We start from the raw sequence: 23,665 nt of genomic DNA on the forward strand, positions 1-23,665 counted from the left end.
ATGAGCACCTCTGCCCAAGCGGCCGCGCCGGCCATCAGCAAGCACACCGAACGCGCGCAAGCCGTGCGCGCCTTTATCGCCCAGGTCCGTCAACTGGCGCCCGACGCGGCGCGCGCGACGCCCGAGCAACTGTCCAAGGTGGCGGCGCTGCTCGAAGACCTGGGGCGGCGGCGCGAGCTGTTTCCGCCGGAGGCATTCACCGTCGTTCCCGGCCGTCCGGCCTCGATCTACCGGCTGGCCGAGGATATCGACGGCGGCTATGCGTTGTACCTGTCGCTGGGCGAACCCGGCAAGGCTCAGCCGCCGCACGACCACACGACCTGGGCCATCATCGCGGGGGTGCGCGGCAACGAGCGCAACGAGGTCTATGCGCGCGCCAAGAGCGCCGATCCGCTGCGCGACACGCTGACCCACGTGCGGCGCGTGGATGTCGGTCCCGGCGATTCCATCGTGCTGGGGCCGGGCGACGTGCACACCATCGAACTGGTCGGCGACGAGCCGGGCGCGCACCTGCATTTCTACGGACTGGCGCTGGACCGCCTGCACGGCCGCGTAGTGTTCGAAAGCGCGCAGGGCGGTTCCTACCGGACCTTTTCGCCGCCCGCCGCGATCTACCATGCGCGCGTGTCGGCGCGGGAATTGCAGGACGAATTGCGCGGCGACGCGGAGATCGCGGTGCTGGACGTGCGCGAAGCGGGCCGCTATGCGCGCCGCCATCTGCTGCATGCCGCGTCCGCGCCGCTGTGGCGGCTGGAGCTGCTGGCGGACCATCTGGTGCCGCGGCGCGGCACGCGCATCGTGCTGGTCGATGACGATGAAAGCCAGGCCCACCACGCCGCCGCCAAGCTGACCCGGCTGGGCTGGTCGGACGTGTCGGTGCTGGCCGGCGGCAACGACGGCTGGGAACGCGAGGGCCTGGAGCTGTTCTCGGGCACCAACGTGCCCAGCAAGGCCTTCGGCGAAATCATCGAACACGAGAAGCACACCCCCTGGATCGACGTGGACGAGCTGCACGAGCGCGTGGCGCGCGGCGACGATATCGTCGTGGTCGACAGCCGCACGCCCGAGGAATTCCACAATTTCACACTGCCTTTTTCGCATAGCCTGCCGGGGGCCGAGCTGGTCTACCGCATCCGCGAACTGGCGCCGGACCCCGAGACTTTCGTGGTCGTCAATTGCGCGGGCCGCACGCGCAGCATCGTCGGCGCGCAGACGCTGATCGACGCCGGGATACCGAACCGCGTGGCGTCGCTGCGCAACGGCACGATGGAGTGGCTGCTGTCGGGCCGCGAACTCGCATACAGCCGCCATGCCGCGTTGCCGGAGCCCGGCGAAGCCGCCCAGGCCGCCGCCCGAGAACAGGCCGGCAACGTGGCGCGCCGCGCCGGCATCGGCCACATCGATACCGCGACGCTGCGGGCGTTCGAGGCCGAGCAGGACGCGCGCACGCTCTACAAGTTCGACGTGCGCACCCGCGAGGAATACGAGACCGGCCACCTGGAAGGCTGGCGCTGGGCGCCCGGCGGCCAACTGGTGCAGGCCACCGACGAATACCTGGCGACGCGCCGCGCGCGCGTGGTGCTGGCCGACTGGGACGGCGTGCGCGCGCTGACGACCGGCGCCTGGCTGGCGCAATTGGGCGCGGTCGAGGTCTACCTGTACCGGCCGCCGGCGCTGGCGCCGGTGCAGCGCGGTCCGGAGCCGCGCCGCGTGCTGCGTCACCGGCCGGACGCGCCGGCCGTGCGCGCGCAAGCGCTGCGCGCCGCGCTCGAGGCGGACGAGGCGGTCGTGTTCGATGTGGAATCGCGCGTGGAATACGAGCGCGGCCACGTGGCCGGCGCGCGCTTCGCGGCCCCGGACCGGCTGGAAGAATTCCTGCCGCAGGACGACCGGCGCGGCATCGTGCTCACTTCCTCCGATGGTGTGCTGGCCAGCATTGTGGCGGCCGAACTGGCGTGGCGCGCCAAGCGGCCGGTGCGATACCTGCTGGGCGGCACGCGCGCCTGGAAGGCGCAGGGCCTGGCCACCGGCACCGGCGCGGCCGGCGTGCTGACCGGCGACGACGACCAGAGCATCAGTCCGTACCTGTTCGACGACCTGTCGGCGCGCGACCGGGGATTCCGCGACTATCTGGATTGGGAGCTGGGCCTGGTCGAGCAAATGGAACGCGACGGCAGCGCGGACATCCGGCTGATCGCGGCGGGATAGCGCGCGCACCCGCGGCGTTCGCGCCGCGAGCCTTCTCCTGGACCGGGGCCTGGCCGGCTTATCCAAATCCGCCGAACGCGATAAGCTGTCTTTCTCATCCAGGAGATTGAACATGCCGCCGATCCAGAACGAAGACACCTGCGCGCTTGGCGCCAAGCGCGTGAAACGCCTGGGCTATGGCGCGATGCAGCTTGCCGGTCCGGGCGTGTTCGGACCGCCGCGAGACCGCGATGGGGCGCTGGCCGTCCTGCGCGAGGCGGTGGCCAGCGGCGTCGACCATATCGACACCAGCGACTTCTACGGCCCGCACATCACCAACCAGCTCATCCGGGAGGCGCTTTCGCCGTATCCCGATGACCTCACGCTGGTGACCAAGGTCGGCGCGCGGCGGGGCGAAGACGCCTCGTGGATCCGGGCGGACAGCGATGCCGAACTGGAGAGCGCCGTCCTGGACAATCTGCGCAATCTGGGCCTGGACGCGCTGGACGTCGTGAATCTGCGCGTCATGTTCGGCGTGCACGGGCCGCAGGAGGGATCCATCGCCCAACCGCTGTCCGCGCTCGTCAAGCTGCAGCGGCGCGGCCTGGTGCGCCATATCGGCCTGAGCAACGTCACCCCGGCGCAGGTCGAGGAAGGCCGGCGCCTGTGCGATATCGTGTGCGTGCAGAACCAGTACAACCTGGCGCACCGCCACGACGACGCGCTGATCGACGCGCTGGCGCGCGACGGAATTGCCTACGTGCCGTACTTTCCGCTGGGCGGTTTCAGCCCGCTGCAATCGGCCACGCTGACCGAGGTCGCGCAGCGTGTCGGCGCCACGCCCATGCAGGTCGCGATCGCCTGGCTGCTTCAGCGCTCGCCCAACATCCTGGTCATACCCGGCACGTCCTCGGTGGCGCATCTGCGCGAGAACCTGGCCGCCGGCGGGCTGCGCCTGCCCGAAGACGAGCTGCGGGCGCTGGATGGGATTGCCGGCAATGCCGCCTGAGGCGGTCCGCGGGCGTGCGCCCGCGGCGGATATCAAGCGGGACGCCGCGGCGCCGCGGTCTGCACCGCATGCCGCAGGTCGTCCGTGTGCGCCATCAGCCCGCGCACCTGGCGCAGGGTCGAATACTGGTTGAGCACCGGCGCCCACTCCGGCGCGCTCACTACCTGCCGCCAGACCGGTTCCAGGCTCCCGGTATCGGTCGGCTGTCCCTCGGCCCGCCGCCAGGCGTATTCCAGGCTGGCCGGGGCGGACAGCAACTGCATTCTTCCGGCGGCGTTGAGCAGGCGCGGGGCGGGTTCGGCGGGCGCATCGCAGCAGTAAAGCACCGCGTCGGCCACGGCGGGGCCGTCCGCGGGCAGCGCGCGCAGCGAATCGCCGCGCACCGGCAGCATGCCCTGATCGGTCTTGAAGGCGTACACGGCGCCCGGCTCGGCGTGCGCCAGCAGGCGCAGGCCGCGCAGCAGGCGCGGAAGGTCGGTGGTGGCGGCGTCGACGGACGCCTTGGCCTCGACCAGCAGGCAGACGTCCCAGGCGGCCGCGCCGTCGGCGGACCTGGCCTCGCGCACCAGCACGACGTCCCATTCGCTCTTGGCCCGGTCCGCGCTGGCGGGAATCGAGGACGGCACGCGCATCGACGTCGCGACGCGGTAGGATCCGCCCGCCGGCGCGGCCTGGTTGAGCCGCTCGGCAAACGTCCGCAGCGCTTGCGCGGCCAGCGCTTCCACCTCCGCGCCGCGCCGCTGCGCGGCCAGGCCCTGCGCCACGGCGGCGGCGCTGCCCGGACGAGGGCCTTGCCGGTCGCACAGCGACTGGTATTGCCGCACCAGCGGATCCATCTCCAGCGCTTGCAGCCGTTGCAACTGTTCCAGGGCGGGGCCGTCGAGCAGCCGCGCCAGGGCCGAGGCGATGGAGGGCTCGCCGGCGGCTTCCGCCGCCGCGCGGCGTTGCCGCGCAAGGCCGGCCAGCGCGGACCAGGAAGCGGCGGCCGCCAGGGCGTGCAGTTGCGCCAAATCGTCGCGCCATGCACCCGGCGGCATGCGCTGCCGCTTGGCCGGATGCGCGACCGCGTTGACCGCCGCGAGGACCTGGCGGACGTGCTGGTCGGCGGCGGCCGACAGCGAGGCGTACTCGCGCACCTGGGCGGCGCCGTGGCGCAGCACCAGCGCCTGTAGCGCCGGGTCGCCGTAGTCCGCGCGCATCGCCTCCTGGATCATCTGCGCCAGCGCTTCGATGAAGGCCTGTTTTGTCGCGGCGGGCGGCGGTTCGCCGGCGGCCAGCGCCACGCGCGCCTGTTCCAGGGCGGCGGCGACCGACGAGGCCGGATGGCCGGCCCGGGCACACGGCGCCGCCGGCACGCCGTAGCGGCGGACGACGGCGCGCAGCAAACCGTGCAGCAGCGGAGAGGGCGGCGACAGGAACATGGCTAGGGGCGGATAGAGGGGTAGGGCATGGCGCCGTAAGCCTAGCCCGATGCGGCGGGCAGGGCAACGGCGGCCGCCAAGACCTGACAACTTTCTGAATAAGTAATCAGGATATGAAAACAATGTCGTTCGCGCCCGGCGGGCTTGCCGATATCTTGCTGTTTCAACGGCGCGACAGTCGCCGCCTCCAGGAGAATCCGATGTCCCCAAGCAAGCTGATCGCCGGCGTTTTCGCCGCGCTGGCCGCCTTCGCCGCCGTGCCGGCGGCGGCGCAACACGCCAAGTACCTGGTCACCACCGAATGGCTGGAAAAGAACCTGAACGATCCCGGGTTGAGAGTGGTCGAGGTCAGCGTGAACCCCGGCCTGTTCGAGCGCGGCCATATCCCCGGCGCGTCCAACGTAAGCTGGCACACCGACCTGGTCGACACCGTGAACCGCGACATCGCGCCGCCCGCGCAATTCCAGGCGGTGCTGGCGCGCGCGGGCATCAACGCCGGCACCACCACCATTCTGTACGGCGACAACAACAACTGGTTTGCCGCCTGGGGCGCGTGGATCTTCGATATCTACGGCATCGAGAACGTGAAGATCCTGGACGGCGGGCGCAAGAAGTGGGAGGCGGAAGGACGGCCGCTGTCCAACAGCGCGAGGATCCAGCCGGCCGGCAACGCGCAGGTCAAGCCGGCCAATGCCGCCCTGCGCGCGCACTTGCAGGACGTGCTGGCCGTGGCCCGCAAGGACAGGCAGGGCGTGCTGGTGGATATCCGCTCGGCCGATGAATACAACGGCAAGATCTTCGCGCCCAACGGCGTGCCGGAACTGGCCGTGCGCGCGGGCCATGTGCCGGGCGCCGTCAACGTGACGTGGAGCAAGCTGGTGGCGGAAGACGGCACGTTCAAGTCGGCCGACGAGCTAAAGGCCATCTACCAGGCGGCCGGGGTGGACGGCAGCAAGCCCATCATCACCTACTGCCGCATCGGCGAGCGTTCCAGCCATTCGTGGTTTGCGCTGCGCAAGCTGCTGGGCTACGACGTGCGCAACTATGACGGGTCGTGGACCGAATACGGCAACAGCGTCGGGTCGCCGATCAGCAACCCTTCCGGCACCGTGTGGGGCAAGACCTGAGTGGGCGCCCCGCGCTATGTCCCGGCCGCCGCGGTGCTGGCGGCCGTTTTCATTGCGGCGTGGCTGCTGGCGCCGCTGCCCGAGGGCGGACGCGAGCTGTCGCTGTCCGTATTGCTGGGCGCGGCGTTCGGCATCGTGCTGCAGCGTTCGCGCTTCTGTTTCTACTGCATCGCGCGCGACTTCATCGACCGCAGGGAGACGGCCGGCATGCTGGCCGTGCTGCTGGCGCTGGGCGTGGGCACGCTGGGCTACCTCGCCGTGTTCGGCGCGTTCCTGCCGGTGCCGACGCCGCAGCGCCTGCCGCCCGGCGCGCATATCGGGCCCGTGAGCCTGGCGCTGGTCGCGGGCGCGTTCGTCTTCGGCGTGGGGATGCGGATATCGGGCTCCTGCATCAGCGCGCACTTCTACCGGCTGGGCGAGGGCGCGCTGGCGTCTCCGTTCGCGCTGTTGGGCGCGGGCGCGGGCTTCGTGCTGGGGTTCGCCACGTGGAATACGCTCTATCTGGCTTCGATCCAGGAGGCGCCGGTGGTGTGGCTGCCGCAAACGCTGGGCTACGGCATGACGGCGCTGCTGCAATGCGCGGCGCTGCTCGCGCTGGCTTGGGCGGTGGTCCGGCGCGGCGGCGCGCAGCCCGCCAGCGGCAACGCCGCCGCCTCGCCGTGGCAGGCGGTGCTGCGCGACCGGTGGCCGCCGGCTGTCGGGGCGATCCTGGTGGGCGGCATCGGCGTCATCGCCTATCTGCGCATCGCGCCGCTGGGCGTGACCGCCGAACTGGGCAGCCTGGCGCGCACCGCGGCTTCCGCCGCCGGCTGGCTGCCGGGCCGGCTCGAAGGACTGGACACCTATGCCGGATGCGCCACCGCGGTCAAGCGCGTGCTGCTGTCGAACAACGGCGCGTTTGTGCTGGCGCTGGTGGCGGGCGCATGGGCGGCGGCCCTGGCCGCGGGCGCGTTCCGGCCCAGGCTGCCTTCGCGCAAGGACATCGCCCGCAATTTCGCAGGTGGGGTGCTGATGGGCTGGGGCGGCATGACGGCGCTGGGCTGCACCGTGGGCACGCTGCTGTCGGGGGTGATGGCGGGCGCGTTGTCGGGCTGGGTGTTCGGCGCGGCCTGCCTCGCGGGAATCTGGACAGGCCTGCGCGTGGTGCGCGCGCCGGCCGCCGCCGCGCCGCGCCTTACTTGAACAGCGCGGCGTTCTCTTCCAGCACGGCGTCGGCGCACTGGGCGTCCAGGTTGCCGCCCGGCGCGCCGGCCACGCCGATGGCGCCGATCACGCCGGCGCCCGCCTTGATCGGCACGCCGCCGCCCAGCAGCAGGAAGCCGGGGATGTCGGTGAGGTTGGCCGCGCCCAGGTTCTTCTGGGCGTTTTCCATCATGGCCAGCGTGGGCGTCTTGGCCGACACGGCGGTGAATGCCTTGGCGCGGCTGGCTTCGATGGTGTGCGGCCCGGCGTTGTCGGCGCGGGCGAAGGCCTTGAGCAGGCCGGCGCGGTCCACGACCGCGGCGCTGACGTTGTAGCCCTTGGCCTGGCAGGCGGCGACCGTGGCCGCGGCCAGCTTCTGCGCATCGGCCATGGACAGATTGCTTTCGGTCAGCACGGCCGCGTTGGCGGCGCCGGCGCAGGCGAAGAGGACGGCGGAAACGAGGAATCTGGTCGGCATGTCTGTGTCCTTGATGGGATCGGTAACGGGAACGGACAGCTTAAGGACGGCGGCCGGCGGGCGGTATTCGGTCGGCTACGCTGCGGGCTCCGTAGGGCTACGGAGGCGGGGCCGCTCAGGCCTCTGTATCCAGATCCAGCAGGTGCAGGAAATTGGACACGATGCTGTTGCCCGCGTCCGGCTGGATCATGACGGCCAGCCCGATCTTCAGGCTTTCCTGGTGGTTCGAGATGGGCCGCAGGGCGATCACGTGCGCGTAGGTGGCGGCGCACACGCGCGGCACCAGAGAGATCCCGGCGCCGCTGCGCACCAGGCTGATGATGGTCTCGACGCGCTGCGCGTGGTGCATGACCCGGGGTGAGAAACCGGCGCGCTGGCAGGCCAGGGCGACGACGGCCTGCAGCGTGGGGGTGCGGGTCTGGGTGAACGCGATGAAGGCATGGTCCTTCAGGTCTTCCAGTTTGAGTGTCCTTTTCCTGGCCAGGACGTGGCCGGGCGGGAGCACCGCGACCAGGTCGTCGTCTTCCGAGGGGATGCGGACGTAGGGACGTTCGCTGGACAGGGGGTGGTAGACGATGCCGACGTCGACGGTCCGGCTGTCGAGCAGGCTGATGGATTCGGCCGACGTGGCTTCCTGCAGCCGGACTTCGACGCGCGGATAGCGTTCGCAGAAACGCGGCAGCACGCGCGGCAGCAGGCGATGCGCCGCGCCGTTGGGAAAACTGACGGTCAGCGTGCCGGTTTCGCCCATGGCGACCGCCTGCGAGATATGGGTGACTTCCTCCAGCGCCTGGACGGCGCGCCTGGCCGGGCCCAGCAGCGCTTTCCCCAGCTCGGTCAGCTCGATCTTGCGGGTGTGGCGGGCGAACAGCGGCGCGCCCAGTTCGTCCTCGAGGTTGCGGATGGAGATGGACAGCGGCGGCTGCGTGATGTGCAGCAATTCCGCGGCCCGCCCGAAATGCAGGGTCTCGGCCAGGGCGAGGAAGTGGCGCAGGTGTCGGATGTCCATGATTCATTTCATAAATAAATGAAGATAAATTTTATATTAGAAATATTTAGGTGCGCTTCCTAGAATCTGGGCTCCCCAATGAAGAGCGCGCAGCACCCGGCAATGACTCAGCCCAGACTCGATCAGATCAAGGCCGCCAACCTCGGCCGCGTGTTCAACCCCAAACGCATTGCGCTGCTGGGCGCGACCCCCCGCGCGGGATCGTTCGCCGCCAGGACCGTCGACAATCTTCAGGGGTACGCCGGCGAGCTGTACCTGGTCAACGCCAAGTATCCGGAGATCGGCGGCCGTCCGTGCCATCCCTCGCTGTCCGCGCTGCCCGGCGTGCCGGACGCGGTCATCGTCGCCTTGCCGAACCACTTGGTCGAGGCGGCGGTGGCCGAGTGCGCGGCGCTGGGCGTGGGCGGCGTGGTGATCTACGCGTCGGGCTACGCCGAAACTGGCCGCCAGGCCGACATCGAAAGCCAGGCGCGGCTGGCGGCGATCGCGCGCGCCACGGGCCTGCGGATCCTCGGCCCCAACTGCATGGGGCTGGTGAACTACGGCAGCGGGGCGGTGCAGTCCTTCCAGCAATTCCCGCTCGCGTGCGAGGCCAACGGCCATTCCATCGGGCTGATCAGCCAGTCGGGCGCCCTGGCGCTGTCGCTGTCCCAGGCGGTGGAGCGCGGCGTCTCGTTCAGCCACATCCTGACCTTCGGCAATGGCGCGGACGTCGATGTGGCGGACATGATCGAGTACCTTTCCGGCGATGAAAAATGCCGCGCGATCGCCTGCGTGTTCGAAGGCATGGCGCATCCGGGCCGCCTGGCCAGGGCCGCGGAGCTGGCTTTCCGCCGCAACAAACCCCTGATTCTGTGCAAGCTGGCCACCGGCGAGCAGGGCGCGCGCGCGGCGCTGTCGCATACCGGGGCGCTGGCGGGCTCGGACGCGCTGTACCGCGCCGCGCTGGGCCGCCACGGCGTGGTGTTCGTGGATCATTTCGAGTCGCTGCTGGAAGTGGCCGCCTTCTTTGCCAAGGCGCCCGAGCCGCTGGCGTCCGGCGCGGCCATCGTGGCCGCCTCGGGCGGGGCCGGCATCATGGCGGTCGACAAGGCGGAAAGCCATGGCGTGCCGTTGCCCGCGCCCGCGCCCGGCACGCGGGCGGTCCTGAAGGCCAACATTCCCGATTTCGGCTCGGCCAGCAACCCCTGCGACGTGACTGCCGAGGTCGTGAACAATCCGCAGTCCCTGGAAGCCTGCCTGCAGGCCATGGCCAGGGACCCGGCCTACGGCGCGCTGGTCGTGGCCCAGACGGTCGCGGGCGAGGCGTTCACGCCCCGCCTGAAGCTCTACAGCGACATCCAGGCGAGCCACGGCAAGCCCGTGTGCGCGGTGTGGCTGAGCGCGTGGCAGAACGGGCCGGGCTCGCGCGAGTTCGAGCGCGATCCGCACGTCGCCGTGTTCCATTCGATGGACCGCTGCTTCTACGCGCTGGCCCAATGGCAGCGGCGCGCGCAGTTGCGCCGCGCCCCCGGAGCGGCGGAGGCCGGGGCGGATCCGGCCGCCGTTGCGCAGGTAAGGCAGGCATTGCGGAACGGCGAAGGCCTGCCGGTGCTGACCGAGAGGGAAGCCAAGGCGCTGCTGGCGCAGTACGGCGTGCCGGTCAACCGGGAAGCGCGGGTGGACGGCTGGACGGCCGCCCAGGACAGCGCGCGCGCCATCGGATTTCCGCTGGCGCTCAAGCTGGAATCGCCGGACGTGCTGCACAAGACCGAGGCTGGCGTCGTGCGCCTGGACATCCAGGACGAGGCCGCCCTGCGGCAGGCCTACGACGACATCCTGGCCAACGCCGCCAGCATCTCGCCGCCGCCGCGAATCAACGGCCTGCTGGTGCAGGAAATGGTCGGCGCCGGCGTGGAACTGATCGTCGGCGCGCGCATAGACCCCGAGTTCGGGCCCTTCATCGTCGTCGGCCACGGCGGCGTGCTGGTCGAGATCATCAAGGATTCGGCCATCGCGCCGGCGCCGGTCTCGCGCGAGCAGGCCGGGAACATGGTCCGGTCGCTCAAGGGCGCCGCCCTGTTCGACGGCTACCGGGGCGGCGCGGCCGTCGACCTCGACGCCCTGGCCGACCTTATCAGCCGCATTTCACAGTTCATCGCCGACCACCAGGCCGATCTGGCCGAGTTGGACATCAACCCCGTAATCTGCGGGGCCGGGCGCGTCGTGGCCGTCGATGCGCTGATCGTCAAAAAACAAGACGCGGGATCCACCCGCGATTCCCTACAGGAGACAAACTCATGACCTTGCGCAAAATCATCCTGGCGGCCTTGCTGCCGCTGGGGCCGCTGGCCGCCCCAGCGAACGCCGCCTATCCGGAGCAGCCCATACAACTGATCGTGCCGTATGCCGGCGGCGGCGCCGCCGACCAGATGGCGCGCCGTTTCGCCAAATCCATCTCGGAGACGCTGAGCACGCCCGTGGTGGTGGTCAACAAGCCGGGTGGCAACACGGTCATCGGCACCGACCTGGTGGTCAAGGACAAGGCCGACGGCTACAAGCTGCTGATGGTGACCAACACCAACGTGGTGCTCAACCCGCTGATCTACCAGAAGCTGCCCTATGACGCCGAGCGGGACCTGAAGACCATCAGCATCAACGTGGAAGCGCCGCTGGTGGTGCTGGCCAACAACAACATGCCGTTCAAGACGCTGCGCGAACTGCAGCAGTACGGCCAGCAGCATCCTGGCAAGCTGAACTATTCCTCGGCCAGCGCGACCGGACCGCTGTCGCTCACCGTCGAAAAGCTGAAGAAGGCGCTGGATTTCGGCATGGAGCCGATCGCGTACTCGGGCGGCGCGCCGGCGCTGATGGCGGTGATGGGCGGCGAGGTCCAGGTGGGCATCGACGCCTTCAGCGGATCGCTGCCGTCCCTGCGCGCGGGCAAGGTCAGGGCGCTGGCCGTGACGTCTTCGCAGCGGCTGGAGGTCATGCCGGATATCCCGACGGCGGCGGAGACCTCGCCGGGGTTCAGGGGGTCGGTCTGGTACGGCTTCGCCGTCAGGGCGGGCACGCCGGCGGACGTGCAGGAGGCCCTGAAGGGGGCCATCGACAAGGCCGCGCTGGACCCCGATCTGACCCGGACGCTGACCGACCAGGGCCTGGTCGTGTTCAAGAACAAGACGCAGGCGGAGATCGACCAGTTCATCGCGGAGGACCGCGCCGGATTCGAGAAGATCATCCGCGAGCAGGACATCAAGCTTTGAGCGCGAGCCCAGGGCCTGTTCAGATCAAAAGGAGCCGCCATGTACCGCTGGATTGAAACCACCCGCTTCCTGGACTACCGGATCGCCGACCGGGTCGCGACCATTACCTTGAACCGTCCGGAGAAGCGCAACGCGCTGTCGAAGGAATTGCTGGCCGAGCTGCGCCAGGCCCTGCTGGAGTCGGACGACAGGACCGACGTGTCCGTCATCGTGATCGAAGGCGCGGGCAAGGATTTCTGCAGCGGCTACGACGTGGCGACCACCTACGCCAACACCGCGAAGACGGCGGTGGACGGGCAATCGGTCTATCGCGACGGCCTGCGCGGCGACATCGACAGCGACGCATGGCGCCTGGAGCGCGGCCAGGAACTGCTGCGCACCATCGTCGACATCCACAAACCCGTGATCGCCAAGGTCCATGGGAATTGCCTGGCGGGCGGATCCGACCTGGCCCTGTACTGCGACATCGTGCTGGCGGCCGAAGACGCCAGGATCGGGTTTCCCGCCATCCGTTCCCTGGGCACCCCGCCCAACATGATGTGGTCCTACCTGGCCGGACCGCAATGGGCCAAGCGCCTGCTGCTGACGGGCGATTGCATCACGGGCGCGGACGCGGCGAAGGTGGGCCTGGTGCTGGACGCGTATCCGGCCGGCGAGCTCGACGCGCAAGTGGCCGAGCTGGCCCGCCGCATCAGCCTGAACGACCTGGGCGTGCTCTCGGCGATCAAGCGCGGCGTGAACCTGTCGCTGGAGCTGGGCGGGGCGGCGACCCTGGCGCGCCTGGCGGCGGAGATCGACTCCCGCGCCCATTCGTCGCACGGTCCCAGGCAGCTTGCCTTCATGTCGGACATCGCCGAATCGGGCCTGAAGACGGCCCTGGCGAACCGGGATGCGCCTTTCGGCGACAGCATCGTGAAGCTCAACCAACTCGCATAGCCGTTCCATGAATCACCTGACTCCCCACATCGACGCTTTCAGCGAAGAAGCCCTGCTGGTGGGCGAGAGCGCGCGAGCGTTCTTCGCTTCGTCCGACATCAAGAGCATCCGGGCGCGCCTGGGGCGGCTCCCGTCCCATCGTCCTCCCGTTTGGCGGCAGATGATCGAGATGGGCTGGACCGGCTGGCGCGCCGACGCCGCCGCGCAGGGCTGCGCCCTGAGCTTCGAGGCCGGGGTGCTGCTGCACGAAGAGATCGGCGCAGCCGCCGCGCCGGAACCGTTGCTGCAGACGGCGGTGCTGGCGGCGGGATTGCTGGGGCGCAGCCCCAGTCCGGCGCACGCGGTCGAAGAACTGCGCCGGCTGGTCCTGGGCGAACGTTGCTGCGCCGTGGCCTGGCAGCCGCCGGCGCGCGGCGCGGGCGTCGCGGAACCGCGGGGCGTGACGGCGCGGCGGCAGGGCGACGGCGTCGTGCTGCGCGGGGCGCTGCATTTCGTGCCGATGGCGGACGCCGAACTGTTCCTCGTCGCCGCGCGATGCGAGCGCGGGCTGGGCATTTACCGGATCCGGCGGGACGCGCCGGGCCTGACGATCGCCGAGGTGGAGCGGATCGACGGAATCGTGTGCGCGGAACTGGCCTTCGAGGACGTGCGGGCGGAGGCCGCCGATACCGTGATCCCGCCCGAACAGGGCGCGGCGGCGCTGGAGGAGGTGCTGGACGAAGGGCGCCTTGCGCTGAGCGCGGAGTTGCTGGGCGCCATGGCCGAGGTGCTGCACCTGACGCTGGACTATATGCGGACGCGCAAGCAGTTCGGCCGCGCCATCTCGGGCTTCCAGGCGCTGCAGCATCGGGCGGCGGACCTGGCCGGGCAGGTGGAGGCGACGCGATCGGCCGTGCAGGCGGCGGCGCGCGTGTTCGACCAGACCGCCGACCCTGTACGCCGGCGCATCGCCGCCAGCCGCGCGAAGGCCAGCGCATCGGCCGGCGCGATCGAGGTGATCACCGCCTGCGTGCAGTTGCACGGCGGCATCGCCTATACGGAAGAATGCGACGTCGGCGTCTACCTGAAGCGCGCCATGGCCTTGGCGGCCTGGCTGGGCGACGCGCGCTTCAACCGCGACCGCGCGGCGGCGCTGGCGGCGCGCGGCGGCGACGAAGGCGCGCACACCGCGCTGCCCGGCTGGCTGGAGGAAATCCGGGCCTGGGTCGATGAGAACCTGCCGCGGGAATACCGCTACCCGGCCAGGCGCATGTCCTGGCGCGAAACGCACGCGTGGCACCAGAAGCTGAACGCCAAGGGCTGGGTGGCGCCCGCCTGGCCCCGCGAGTTCGGCGGCATGGGCCTTACGCCCTACGAAGAAGTGCAACTGCACGACGTCTACGAGACCTTCGGCATCAACACGTTCCAGAACATGGGACTGACCATGCTGGGGCCGCTGTTGCAGCGTTATGGCACGCCTGAGCAGCAGCGGAAATACCTGCCGCGCATCCTCTCGGGCGAGACTTACTGGTGCCAGGGATACTCGGAGCCCGAAGCCGGTTCCGACCTGGCGTCCCTGCGCACTTCCGCCGTGCTGGAGGGCGACGAATTCGTCGTCAACGGCCAGAAGATCTGGACGTCGCTGGCGCACGAGGCGGACATGATGTTCCTGCTGGCCAGGACGGACCCGGCGGCGAAGAAGCAGCAGGGCATCAGTTTCCTGCTGGTGGACATGAAGACGCCGGGCATCGCCGTCAACCCGATCGTCAACCTGACGGGAGCGAAGGATTTCTGCAGCGTCTTCCTCGACAACGTCCGCGTGCCCAGGGAAAACCTCGTGGGCGAGCTGAACCAGGGCTGGACCATGGCCAAATCGGTGCTGGGATCGGAGCGCATCATGATCGGCCACCCGCGCTTCGCGAAGTCGGCCCTGCACATGCTGCGCCAGGTGGGAGCCAGCCGCGGACTGGCCGAGGAACCGGTGTTCCTGCACATCTACCGCGGGCTGGCCGCTGAGGTCGCGGACCTGGAGGCGCTGTACGTGCGCTACCTGGATGCCCTGCGCAACGGCAGGCAACTGGGGGCGGAGGTGTCGCTATTGAAGATCCGCAGTTCCGAAACCTGGCAGCGCATCGTCGACGCGCTCCGCGAAACGGCGGGCGAGCAGGGGGCGCTGAACGCGCGGGAAGCGGTCGGCGACGGCCTGGGCCTGCATTCGGCGGTGCAATTCCTGCACGCGCGCCCCGCGACCATCTACGGCGGCAGCAACGAAATCCAGCGCAACATCCTGGCCGCGCACCTGCTGAAACTGTCCTGAAGGAAAGGGCGCTAGCCCAGCAGCCCGGCGTACTCCCGGATCAGGCCGGCCAGCGTTTCCGCTTCGAGCTTGGCGAAGACGTTGGCCCGGTAGGTCTCGACCGTGCGGGGCGACAGGTCGAATTCGCGCGCGATCTCCTTGTTGCTCAGCCCCTGCACGATCCGCTCCAGCACCTCGCGCTCGCGCCCGGACAGCTTGTCCAGCCGCGCCGAAGCCGCTTGCGTCACCGCGAGCTTTTCGCGGCTGGCGATGTGGGTGCGCACGGCGGCCTGCACCGCGTCCAGGAACACGTCGTCGTCCACCGGCTTTTGCAGGAACTCCATGGCGCCGCCCTTGAAGGCGCGGCGGCACAGATCCACGTTGGCGTGGCCGGTCAGCATGACCACCGGCAGGTCGGACTGCTCCGCCAGCCGGCCCAGCACGTCCAGCCCGCTGATGCCGGGCATGCGGATGTCCAGCACCACGCAGCCGATGGCCCGCGGCGTCAATTGCGCCAGGAACGCCAGCGGATCGCCGAAGCCCGCGCTGCGCAGGCCCACGCTGCGCAACAGCAGCGCGAGGCCGTCGCGCACGGCGTCGTCGTCGTCGACCAGGTAGACCAGCGGAGAGTGTTCAAGCATGGGAGATTTCCGCGGCGGCCTGCGGGCCGCCCGACAGGGGCAGGCTGACCGTGAAGCAGGCGCCCGAGGGGCTGAGGTTGCGCGCCGACATGCGGCCGTCCATGGAGCCGGCCAGCGTGTCGCACAGCGCCAGCCCCAGGCCCATGCCTTGGGGCCGGGTGGTGTAGAACGGCGCGAACAGGCGCGGGAGCGCTTCCGCCGGGATGCCCGGGCCGGTGTCGCTGACGCTGAACAGGTAGTCCGCGCCGTCGGCCCGGCCCTCGATCGAAATCTGGCGGGGCGCCGCGGCGCCGGCCAGCGCGTCGGCGGCGTTCTGCACCAGGTTGTGCAGGATCTGTTCCAGCGCCACCCGGTCGCCCCGCGGGCGGGCGCCCGGGCTGGCGTTGTGCCAGCCCAGCCGGATGCCCTGCCTGGCGAGTTCGGGTTCGCGCAGGAAGCGCAGGGACGCCACCAGCGCGTCCGGGTCCAGGGCTTCACGCCGCGCGGGCGGACTGGGCTGCGCCAGCGCCCGCATGCGGTTAATGATGTCGGCGGCGCGCTTGGCCTGTTCGGCGCTGGCCAGGAGCGCGTGGCGCACGGCCGGGCGTTCGTCGTCGTCGTCCAGCAGCCGCTCGGCGGCGCGGGTCTGGGCCAGGATCGCCGTCAGGGGCTGGTTGAGTTCATGGGCGATGCCGGCCGCCATTTCGCCCAGGGTGCCCAGCCGCGCCATGGCGCCCAGCCGCAGTTGTTCCTGCTGCCGGCGGGCTTGCGCAAGCGAACGCTGCCAGGCCGCCGCGCCGGCCACCAGCAAGGCGCTGGCCAGCGCCCAGGCCAGCCACGCCGCCCAGGGCCAGGCGCCGGGCGTCAGCCTGAGTTCGCTGCGCATCGGGAACGGCTGGCTGGCCGCGCCCAGCGGCTTCTGCAAGGCCAGGCTCCAGCCCGGCGCGGCGGTGCCGGGCTGTTTGTCCAGCAGGCGCAAGGGGGTGGTCCCGACGGACAGCGTCAGGTTGGCGAGCCCCGGGGGGAAATCGGCCGCGGGGACCAGTTGCCGGGCGTCCAGCAGCAGGCTCCAGCCCGAGGGCGCCACCAGCCAGTAGCGCGCGTCGTCGACGGGCAGGACCACGGGGCGGTCCAGTTGGCGGGCGCGTTCGATGGCGGCCGGCAGGCCCGGCGGCTCCGCCACGCTGCCGCTCCAGGCGCCGCCCGGCAGGTGGCCCAGGCCCAGTAGCTGCGGCATGGCCGGCCGCAGGCTGGGGAACAGGCGTTCGGGCGAGGGGGGATGGGACAAGGCCGCCAGCGTGGCCAGCACGGCTTCGTGCTGCACCGTCTTCTGGCTGAGCATGCGCTGCGCCACGCTGGTGTTCTGCAGGAAGCGTTCGTGCTGGTCCAGGTATTCCTGCCGGCCGATCCAGACGGCGCCAAGACAGAACAGGACCAGCCAGCAAAGAAGGGCGCCTGGGCGCGATAGGGGATTCACGCCTGAAATTATGCCTTGCGGCCGGCGCCGGCAGGAATCCGTAAGGCTACGGAGGGCAGGGGGTCAGGCGGCCAGCTTCCGGGGTTCCGGGCCGTCCGCCTGCGAACTGGCCGACACCGCCATCTGGTACAGCGCGGCCACCAGGTCCGATTGCGTCACCAGCCCCACCAGGTCGCGCGATTCGTCCAGCACCGGCACGCAATGCAGGCTGTCGGACATGGGGCGCGCCAGTTCGATGACGGGCAGCCCGGGCGTGGCGAAGGGCACCTCGCTGCGCATGCAGTCGGCCACCAGCAGGTCCGGCACGCCCGTGGCGTCCGTGGCCACCGTGGCCAGGCGGTTGCGGCGCGCCAGCACGTCGCCCTGGGCGATCATGCCGGCGTAGCGTCCCGCCGAATCCATCACCGGCAGGGCCTGCAGGCGGTGCTTGTCGAACAGGCGCACCGCGTAGTCCAGGGGATCCTGGGCGCGGACGGAGACCACGTCGCGCGACATGACGTCCGCGCAGCGCACGTCGCCGAAGCGGCGCACGCTGGCGCGCAGTTCGGCCGCCAGCACGATCTCCTCCAGGTCTTCCTTGCTGATGTCCAGCAGTTCGCCGCGCTGGTTCAGGGCCTCGTCCAGGTCGCCCAGGCTGAAGCCCAGCCGGGCGCTGGGGGCCGGGTCGCGGGTGCTGTGGCCGGCGGCGGTGTCGGCGTGGCGGCGCGGGTAGTTGCGCTTGAGCGCGCCGTTGAAGACCACGGCGATGCACAGCAGGATCAGGGAATTCAGGGCCACCGGCCACAGGGCGAAGCCGTAGCCCAGGCTGGCGACGGGCGGTCCGCCCAGCACGGCGGTCAGCGCCACCGCGCCGCTGGGCGGGTGCAGGCAGCGCAGCGAGAACATGGCGCCGATGGCGAGCGCGACCGCGGCGGCCGCGGCCACGCCGGGCAGCGGGATGAACTGGGCGCAGAAGACGCCGATCAGGGCGGAGACGATGTTGCCGGCCATGAGCGACCAGGGCTGGGCCAGGGGGCTGGCGGGGGCGGCGAACAGCAGCACGGCCGAGGCGCCCATCGGGGCGATGAACCAGGGGCTCGCATCGCCCAGCGCGTGCCGGCCCACCCATTCGGTACAGAACAGCCCAAGCAGCGCGCCCAGCGCGCCATACAGCTTTTCGCGCCCGTTGACGCCCACCGGCGCTGGCGCGAACGAACCCAGCCAGCGCTTGATTGCTACATCCAAAACGATCTCCTCGCGACCTGAAATTATGTCGCGGGGCGATAATTTATCATGTGAACCGTTGCGGTGCAGCATAAGCTTATGCCGCAAAACCACGGTCAGGATCCGCCGGGCTCCTCGCCGATCCGCGCCAGGAGGCGCGTCAGCAGCGGGCGCATGGCGCGCAATTCTTCCAGGTGCGAGGCCGAGAGGTCTTCCAGCATGCGTTCGGCCTTCGCGGTCAGCACCACCTCCACGCGCCGCCCGTCCGCGGGATCGGCTTCGCGGCTGACCAGGTCCAGGCGCGCCAGCCTGCCCACCAGTTCGGCGGCGGTGTGGGGGCGGATCAGGAGGCGTTCGGCGATTTCACCCACGTACAGGCCGCGGCGCCCGGGTGCGCCCTGGCGGCAGCCCTTGATGGCCAGCAGGGCCTGGTGCTGTTGCGGCATCAGGTCCAGGCTGGCCGCGGCGCCTTCGCTGAAGACCGCGAAGCGGCGTAGCGCGTAGCGGAAATCGGCCAGCAGTTCGTAGTCCGCGGCGGAGAGGCGGGCAGGGGACGGAGGCTTCTGTGGAGGCTGTTTCACGCGTTCGATTCTAATATATGTCGTTATACGATATATTGACGTTCCGCAAATTCCCGCGGATTCCTCACTTTTTTTCCGAACATGCCTCCCACTTCCTCTTCCGCCCGGGCCGCGCTGCGCCTGGGCGATTTCACCACCGACAAGCGCGTGGTCCTGCTCATGGGCCTGGCCGTGCCCGTGGGCCTCGCCAGCGTCGTGGCCGCCTGGGTCCTGCTGCGCCTGATCGCGCTATGCACGAACCTGGCCTATCACGGCCAGTTCTCCTTCGCCGACCAGCCCATCGCGACCGGGCACCTGGGGCTGGCGTCCGTCGCCATTCCCGTCGCCGGCTGCCTCATCATCGGCCTGATGGCCCGCTACGGGTCGGAGAAGATCCGCGGGCACGGCATTCCGGAGGCCATGGAAGCCATCCTGATCGGCAAGAGCCGCATCCAGCCCAAGGTCGCGATCCTGAAACCGGTGTCTTCCGCCATATCCATCGGCACGGGCGGCCCGTTCGGCGCGGAAGGCCCCATCATCATGACGGGCGGCGCGATCGGCTCGCTGCTGGCCCAGACCATCCACCTGGACGACGGCGAGCGCAAGACGCTGCTGGTGGCCGGCGCCGCCGCGGGCATGACCGCGATTTTCTCCACGCCCCTGGCGGCGGTGCTGCTGGCGGTGGAGCTGCTGCTGTTCGAATGGAAGCCGCGCAGCTTCCTGCCGGTGGCGATGGCCGCGCTGGTCGCGGCGGCGGCGCGCGCCTACGTCCTGGATGCGGGGCCGATCTTCGCGTATTCGGGCGCGCTGCCGTTCACGCCGGCGCACCTGCTGGCCTGCGCCGCGGTCGGCGTGCTGGCGGGACTGGGATCGGGCGTGCTGACGTCCATGGTCTACGCGGCCGAGGACCTGTTCGAAAAACTGCCCCTGCACTGGATGTGGTGGCCCGCCTTCGGCGGCCTGGCGATCGGCATCGGCGGCCTGATCGATCCCGCCGCGCTGGGCGTGGGCTACGACAATATCCGCCACCTGCTGGCGGGCGACCTGGCGTTCCAGGCCGTGTTGCTGCTGCTGGTCGTCAAGGTTCTCATCTGGTCGATCGCGCTGGGATCGGGCACCTCGGGCGGCGTGCTTGCGCCGCTGCTGATATTCGGCGGCGCGCTGGGAGCCCTGGCGACCCCGTTGCTGCCGCAGGCCGACGCCGGCTTCTGGGCGCTGCTGGGCATGGCCGCGATGATGGGCGGCACCATGCGCGCGCCGCTTACGGCGACCCTGTTCGCGGTGGAGCTGACGGGCGACGTCGGCGCGCTGCTGCCGGTGCTGGCGGCCTGCGTGTTCGCGTATGGCGTCACGGTCCTGCTGCTCAAGCGTTCCATCCTGACGGAGAAGATCGCCCGGCGCGGCCACCATATCAGCCGCGAGTACCGCGTGGACCCGTTCGACCTGTTGCGGGTCCGCGACGTGATGACCGTGCCGGTGCAGACCTTGCCGCAGGCCTGGACCGTGGGACAGGCCATCGAACATTTCACGACCGCGCACCCAGTCCACACCAGCTATCCGGTGCTGGACGGCGAGGGACAGGTGGTGGGCGAGGTCACCCGCGCCGATACCCTGGCCTGGGCGCTGGACGGCAGCCAGCACGGACAGACCCTGGGCGAGGCCCTGCACGGGCGCGAACTGGTCTACGGCTATCCGGAGGAACTGGCCAGCCAGATCGCGGACCGCATGGCGCTGTCGGGCGCGGGCCGGGTGCCCATCCTCGACCGGGCGAGCGGCCGCCTGGTGGGCATCGTGGGCCGCAAGGACCTGTTCCGGTCGCGCGCCCGCCGGCTGCGCGAAGAAAGCCAGCGCACCGCCTATTTCCGGCGGGCGCCGTCCTCCAAGGGCTGATGGCCGCCCGGCGCCGGCTGCCGGTCGGCGCGCAGTTCCCACAGCACGTCCAGCACGTGCCGGGTGGCCCGCTCCACCTGGCCGGCCCGGTGCGCGATGCCCAGCGGACGCCATAGCGCGGGCCGCAGCGGACGCATGGCGATCCGCGGATCGGGCTGCGGCGCCGTGGCTTCGTGCGGCAGCAGCGTGGCGCCATAGCCCGCGGCCACCAGGCTCTTGATCGCGTCGTTGTAGTTCAACTGGATGCGCGGGCGCGGGTTCAGGCCGGCGGCGGCGAACCATTCCGCCGTCTGGCGCGACAGCCGGGTGCTGGCATCGTTCAGGATCAGCGGCCGTTCGGCCAGCCAGGCGGGGGCGACGCGCGCGGGCGCGCGCCAGCCGGCGGGCAGGAAGGCCATGACCGGGTCGCGCCGCCAAGGCCGCAGAACCAGGCCTTCCAGCGGCGGCTGGGGCAGGGCCACCAGCCCCACGTCCAGCGATCCGTCGGCCAGGCGCAACAGGGTTTCCTGCGAGGTCAGCACGGCGACCTGCACGTCGATCCCCGGATGATTGCGCCCCAGCGTTTCCAGGGCCTGCGGCAGCAGGTGGGCGATGGCGCCGGTGGAGGCGCCCAGCCGCACGCGCCCAGCCAGGCCCTGCACCTGCCGCTGCACGTCGTCGAGCGCCTGGTCGGCTTCGGCCAGCAGGCGGCGCGCGCGTTCCAGCAGCGTCTCGCCGATGGCCGTCGGCCGGACCTGGCCGCGCTTGCGGGTAAGCAGCGGCGCGCCGATGCGTTCCTCCAGGTCCGCCACGTGCAGGCTGACCGTGGGCGGCGCCAGGTGCAGGACGCGGGCGGCCTCGGCGAACGAGCCCAGGTCGGCGATGGCGACCAGGGTGCGGAGCCGGTCCAGGCTGATTTCGCGCATGGGTTCCCTCTGGATCGTTCAGGAAAGCTGAATTGAACGATCATGATATTCGACTTTTACTATGTGGCGGCGCGGCCGAAGATAGAGGCTGCTTTCATCGCACCCCTCTGATCCAGGAAGACCGCGCCATGACCCACCCCCTTGTTTTCATCGACGGCGACCAAGGCACCACCGGCCTGCAAATCCATGAACGCCTGCACGGCCGCGCCGACTTGCGGCTGCTGACGCTGCCCGAGGCGGAACGCAAGAACCCGCAACGCCGCGCCGAGGCGATCAACGCCTGCGACATCGCGATCCTGTGCCTGCCCGACGAGCCCGCGCGCCAGGCGGCGGCCTCCATCGTCAACCCGGCGGTCCGCGTCATCGACGCCAGTTCGGCGCATCGCACGGACGCGGGCTGGGTCTACGGCTTTCCCGAAATGAACGCGCAGCAGGGCCGGCTGATCGCGCAGGCCCGGCGCGTGAGCAACCCGGGCTGCTACCCCACCGGCGCCATCGCCCTCCTGGGGCCGCTGGTCCAGGCAGGCCTGGTGCCGGCCGATTACCCGGTGACGGTGCACGCCGTGTCCGGCTACTCGGGCGGCGGCCGCGCCAGCGTGGACGCGTACGAAGGGCCGGACGGGCCGCAAGGGCCGGCGTTCCAGCTCTATGGACTGGGCCTGGCGCACAAGCACACGCCGGAAATCGAAAAGCACGCCGGCCTGACGCAGCGGCCGGTCTTCGTGCCCGCCTACGGCGCATTCCGCCAGGGCATCGTGCTGACGGTGCCGCTGCAACTGCGCCTGCTGCCCGCGGGCGTGGACGCCCAGCGGCTGCACGATTGCCTGCACCGCCACTATGCCGGCGCGGCGCACGTGCAGGTGGCCGCGCCCGAGGACGCGGCCGGGCACACGCATCTGGATCCGCAGGCCTTGAACGGCACCAACGACCTGCGCCTGGCGGTCTATGGCAACGCGCAGCACGGCCAGGTGCTGCTGACGGCCGTGTTCGACAACCTGGGCAAGGGCGCGTCCGGCGCGGCGGTGCAGAATCTGGACCTGATGCTGGAGGCGATGGGCTGATTGCCGCCGCTTGGGGAAAGAATGCGGACGCCGGGTTGCTAGAGGAGGGGGCGGCCCGCCACGGCGCCCGGGCGGCGGCGCCCCTTTCCAAGGAGGCTAAAATACCGGCTCGCGGCTTTTACCGGCCTCCCGGCTTTCTTCATTCCGCGCCTTGAGCGCCCCCCATAACGATGAAAAAACTGACTGCACTTCTTCTCGTGTCCGCAACCGCGATGCTCACGGCTTGCGGCCCCGGCGACAACGCGCCCACCGCCGGCGCGCAGGCGCCCGCCGCCGCCAAGAAGGTCGTCGTCGGCCTGGACGACAACTTTCCGCCCATGGGCTTCCGGGATGCAAGCAACCAGATCGTCGGTTTCGACATCGACATGGCCAAGGAAGCCAGCAAGCGTCTGGGCCTGGAAGTCGAATTCAAGCCGATCGACTGGAGCGCCAAGGAAGCCGAGCTGAACGGCAAACGCGTGGACGTGCTGTGGAACGGCCTGACCATCACCGAAGAGCGCAAGAAGAACATCAGCTTCACGGCCCCGTACATGGCCAACCACCAGATCATCATCGTGGGCAACGCCTCGCCGGTGAAGCTCAAGGCCGACCTGGCCGGCAAGGTGGTCGGCGCCCAGGACGGCAGCAGCGCCACGGACGCCATCGCCAAGGATCCGGTGGCCGCGCAGATCAAGGAAGTCAAGAAGTTCGGCGATAACGTCACGGCCCTGATGGACCTGGCCGCCGGCCGGCTGGACGCCATCGTCGTGGACGAAGTGGTGGGCCGCTACCTGATCAGCAAGCGCGCCGGCGAATACCGCGTGCTGGACGAGAACTTCGGCACGGAAGACTACGGCGTCGGCGTGCGCAAGGACGACACCGAACTGCTGGGCAAGCTGGACAAGACGCTGGACTCGATGAAGCAGGACGGCACGGCCGGCCGCATCGCCACCCAGTGGTTCGGCGCCAACATCATCAAGTAAGCGGCAGGAGACGCCCGCGGCCGGCAGGCCGGGGCGCCTGGCCCTGTTTTTCGCGGCCCGCCGCGGCGCCACCGCGCGCCAGGCGGGCCTGCTCATGATTCCCTGTTGCCCTGGCGGC

19 protein-coding genes are annotated in these 23,665 nt (G+C 70.2%); 11 read left to right on the forward strand and 8 right to left on the reverse strand.

The genetic code is table 11. The annotated features are described in order from the left end of the window. Both WHX56_RS18940 and WHX56_RS18945 read left to right on the forward strand, forming a co-directional pair. Positions 1-2,208, forward strand: coding sequence for a rhodanese-like domain-containing protein (locus WHX56_RS18940; protein WP_338878638.1), 2,208 nt, complete (start codon positions 1-3; stop codon positions 2,206-2,208). Positions 2,209-2,320: 112 nt separating this feature from the next. Continuing rightward, positions 2,321-3,196 (forward strand): aldo/keto reductase family oxidoreductase, encoded by an 876-nt coding sequence (locus WHX56_RS18945; protein ID WP_338878639.1) that lies wholly within the window; start codon positions 2,321-2,323, stop codon positions 3,194-3,196. A gap of 32 nt (positions 3,197-3,228) precedes the next feature. On the opposite strand, the gene WHX56_RS18950 is transcribed toward WHX56_RS18945, so the two are convergent. Next, entirely contained in the window at positions 3,229-4,617 is a 1,389-nt protein-coding gene (locus WHX56_RS18950; protein ID WP_338878640.1) for a 3-deoxy-D-arabino-heptulosonate 7-phosphate synthase, read from the reverse strand. A gap of 200 nt (positions 4,618-4,817) precedes the next feature. Here WHX56_RS18950 and WHX56_RS18955 point away from each other — a divergent pair, with 200 nt between their 5' ends. Both WHX56_RS18955 and WHX56_RS18960 read left to right on the forward strand, forming a co-directional pair. Beyond that, a complete protein-coding gene (locus WHX56_RS18955; RefSeq protein WP_338878641.1) occupies positions 4,818-5,744 on the forward strand; it encodes a sulfurtransferase in 927 nt (308 codons plus the stop codon). After that, complete coding sequence (locus WHX56_RS18960) at positions 5,745-6,926, forward strand: YeeE/YedE family protein (protein WP_338878642.1); 1,182 nt, start codon at positions 5,745-5,747, stop codon at positions 6,924-6,926. It abuts the gene before it with no gap. Here WHX56_RS18960 and WHX56_RS18965 read toward each other — a convergent pair. Then, positions 6,919-7,404, reverse strand: coding sequence for a heme-binding protein (locus WHX56_RS18965; protein WP_338878643.1), 486 nt, complete (start codon positions 7,402-7,404; stop codon positions 6,919-6,921). The genes WHX56_RS18960 and WHX56_RS18965 overlap by 8 nt on opposite strands. A 115-nt stretch (positions 7,405-7,519) precedes the next feature. Next, positions 7,520-8,413, reverse strand: coding sequence for a LysR family transcriptional regulator (locus WHX56_RS18970; protein ID WP_129238861.1), 894 nt, complete (start codon positions 8,411-8,413; stop codon positions 7,520-7,522). Positions 8,414-8,515: 102 nt separating this feature from the next. Here WHX56_RS18970 and WHX56_RS18975 point away from each other — a divergent pair, with 102 nt between their 5' ends. Genes WHX56_RS18975 through WHX56_RS18990 form a run of 4 tightly spaced genes read left to right on the forward strand, consistent with a single transcriptional unit; the run spans position 8,516 to position 14,890 of the window. After that, positions 8,516-10,696, forward strand: coding sequence for an acetate--CoA ligase family protein (locus WHX56_RS18975; RefSeq protein ID WP_338878644.1), 2,181 nt, complete (start codon positions 8,516-8,518; stop codon positions 10,694-10,696). Continuing rightward, positions 10,693-11,658, forward strand: a complete 966-nt coding sequence (locus tag WHX56_RS18980; RefSeq protein WP_129238859.1) for a Bug family tripartite tricarboxylate transporter substrate binding protein — start codon at positions 10,693-10,695, stop codon at positions 11,656-11,658. The genes WHX56_RS18975 and WHX56_RS18980 overlap by 4 nt, the downstream gene beginning before the upstream one ends. Before the next feature lie 39 nt (positions 11,659-11,697). Continuing rightward, a complete protein-coding gene (locus tag WHX56_RS18985) occupies positions 11,698-12,594 on the forward strand; it encodes a crotonase/enoyl-CoA hydratase family protein (protein WP_129238858.1) in 897 nt (298 codons plus the stop codon). A 7-nt stretch (positions 12,595-12,601) separates the two neighbouring features. Further along, positions 12,602-14,890, forward strand: coding sequence for an acyl-CoA dehydrogenase family protein (locus WHX56_RS18990; RefSeq protein WP_338878645.1), 2,289 nt, complete (start codon positions 12,602-12,604; stop codon positions 14,888-14,890). Positions 14,891-14,901: 11 nt separating this feature from the next. Here WHX56_RS18990 and WHX56_RS18995 read toward each other — a convergent pair whose 3' ends face one another. The 4 genes from WHX56_RS18995 to WHX56_RS19010 all read right to left on the reverse strand — a co-directional run bounded on the left by WHX56_RS18995 (position 14,902) and on the right by WHX56_RS19010 (position 18,750). After that, positions 14,902-15,510, reverse strand: a complete 609-nt coding sequence (locus tag WHX56_RS18995; protein WP_287752756.1) for a response regulator transcription factor — start codon at positions 15,508-15,510, stop codon at positions 14,902-14,904. Further along, on the reverse strand, positions 15,503-16,966 hold the full coding sequence (locus WHX56_RS19000) for a sensor histidine kinase (RefSeq protein ID WP_338878646.1): 1,464 nt from the start codon (positions 16,964-16,966) through the stop codon (positions 15,503-15,505). The genes WHX56_RS18995 and WHX56_RS19000 overlap by 8 nt, the downstream gene beginning before the upstream one ends. A gap of 63 nt (positions 16,967-17,029) precedes the next feature. Beyond that, entirely contained in the window at positions 17,030-18,190 is a 1,161-nt protein-coding gene (locus WHX56_RS19005) for an HPP family protein (RefSeq protein WP_244234937.1), read from the reverse strand. Positions 18,191-18,285: 95 nt separating this feature from the next. After that, entirely contained in the window at positions 18,286-18,750 is a 465-nt protein-coding gene (locus WHX56_RS19010) for a MarR family winged helix-turn-helix transcriptional regulator (RefSeq protein ID WP_129238853.1), read from the reverse strand. Positions 18,751-18,831: 81 nt separating this feature from the next. On the opposite strand from WHX56_RS19010, the gene WHX56_RS19015 reads away from it, so the two are divergent. Beyond that, on the forward strand, positions 18,832-20,619 hold the full coding sequence (locus WHX56_RS19015; RefSeq protein ID WP_338878647.1) for a chloride channel protein: 1,788 nt from the start codon (positions 18,832-18,834) through the stop codon (positions 20,617-20,619). Here WHX56_RS19015 and WHX56_RS19020 read toward each other — a convergent pair. Then, positions 20,586-21,524, reverse strand: coding sequence for a LysR family transcriptional regulator (locus WHX56_RS19020; protein WP_338878648.1), 939 nt, complete (start codon positions 21,522-21,524; stop codon positions 20,586-20,588). The genes WHX56_RS19015 and WHX56_RS19020 overlap by 34 nt on opposite strands. A 128-nt stretch (positions 21,525-21,652) precedes the next feature. Here WHX56_RS19020 and argC point away from each other — a divergent pair, with 128 nt between their 5' ends. Continuing rightward, positions 21,653-22,585 carry an N-acetyl-gamma-glutamyl-phosphate reductase gene (argC, locus tag WHX56_RS19025; protein WP_338878649.1) on the forward strand — a complete coding sequence of 311 codons (933 nt, stop codon included), beginning with the start codon at positions 21,653-21,655 and terminating at the stop codon, positions 22,583-22,585. A 170-nt stretch (positions 22,586-22,755) separates the two neighbouring features. Beyond that, a complete protein-coding gene (locus WHX56_RS19030; RefSeq protein WP_287755273.1) occupies positions 22,756-23,547 on the forward strand; it encodes an amino acid ABC transporter substrate-binding protein in 792 nt (263 codons plus the stop codon). Positions 23,548-23,665: the final 118 nt, after the last annotated feature.

The organism is Achromobacter veterisilvae, assembly GCF_037619525.1.
Lineage (GTDB): Bacteria > Pseudomonadota > Gammaproteobacteria > Burkholderiales > Burkholderiaceae_B > Achromobacter > Achromobacter veterisilvae.

What these genes read in the sequence shown, in the direction of transcription:
- WHX56_RS18940 (WP_338878638.1), top strand. Translation starts at nt 1, where the DNA reads ATGAGCACCTCTGCCCAAGCGGCCGCGCCGGCCATCAGCAAGCACACC.
- WHX56_RS18945 (WP_338878639.1), top strand. Translation starts at nt 2,321, where the DNA reads ATGCCGCCGATCCAGAACGAAGACACCTGCGCGCTTGGCGCCAAGCGC.
- WHX56_RS18950 (WP_338878640.1), bottom strand. Translation starts at nt 4,617, where the DNA reads ATGTTCCTGTCGCCGCCCTCTCCGCTGCTGCACGGTTTGCTGCGCGCC.
- WHX56_RS18955 (WP_338878641.1), top strand. Translation starts at nt 4,818, where the DNA reads ATGTCCCCAAGCAAGCTGATCGCCGGCGTTTTCGCCGCGCTGGCCGCC.
- WHX56_RS18965 (WP_338878643.1), bottom strand. Translation starts at nt 7,404, where the DNA reads ATGCCGACCAGATTCCTCGTTTCCGCCGTCCTCTTCGCCTGCGCCGGC.
- WHX56_RS18970 (WP_129238861.1), bottom strand. Translation starts at nt 8,413, where the DNA reads ATGGACATCCGACACCTGCGCCACTTCCTCGCCCTGGCCGAGACCCTG.
- WHX56_RS18975 (WP_338878644.1), top strand. Translation starts at nt 8,516, where the DNA reads ATGACTCAGCCCAGACTCGATCAGATCAAGGCCGCCAACCTCGGCCGC.
- WHX56_RS18980 (WP_129238859.1), top strand. Translation starts at nt 10,693, where the DNA reads ATGACCTTGCGCAAAATCATCCTGGCGGCCTTGCTGCCGCTGGGGCCG.
- WHX56_RS18985 (WP_129238858.1), top strand. Translation starts at nt 11,698, where the DNA reads ATGTACCGCTGGATTGAAACCACCCGCTTCCTGGACTACCGGATCGCC.
- WHX56_RS18990 (WP_338878645.1), top strand. Translation starts at nt 12,602, where the DNA reads ATGAATCACCTGACTCCCCACATCGACGCTTTCAGCGAAGAAGCCCTG.
- WHX56_RS18995 (WP_287752756.1), bottom strand. Translation starts at nt 15,510, where the DNA reads ATGCTTGAACACTCTCCGCTGGTCTACCTGGTCGACGACGACGACGCC.
- WHX56_RS19015 (WP_338878647.1), top strand. Translation starts at nt 18,832, where the DNA reads ATGCCTCCCACTTCCTCTTCCGCCCGGGCCGCGCTGCGCCTGGGCGAT.
- WHX56_RS19020 (WP_338878648.1), bottom strand. Translation starts at nt 21,524, where the DNA reads ATGCGCGAAATCAGCCTGGACCGGCTCCGCACCCTGGTCGCCATCGCC.
- argC (WP_338878649.1), top strand. Translation starts at nt 21,653, where the DNA reads ATGACCCACCCCCTTGTTTTCATCGACGGCGACCAAGGCACCACCGGC.
- WHX56_RS19030 (WP_287755273.1), top strand. Translation starts at nt 22,756, where the DNA reads ATGAAAAAACTGACTGCACTTCTTCTCGTGTCCGCAACCGCGATGCTC.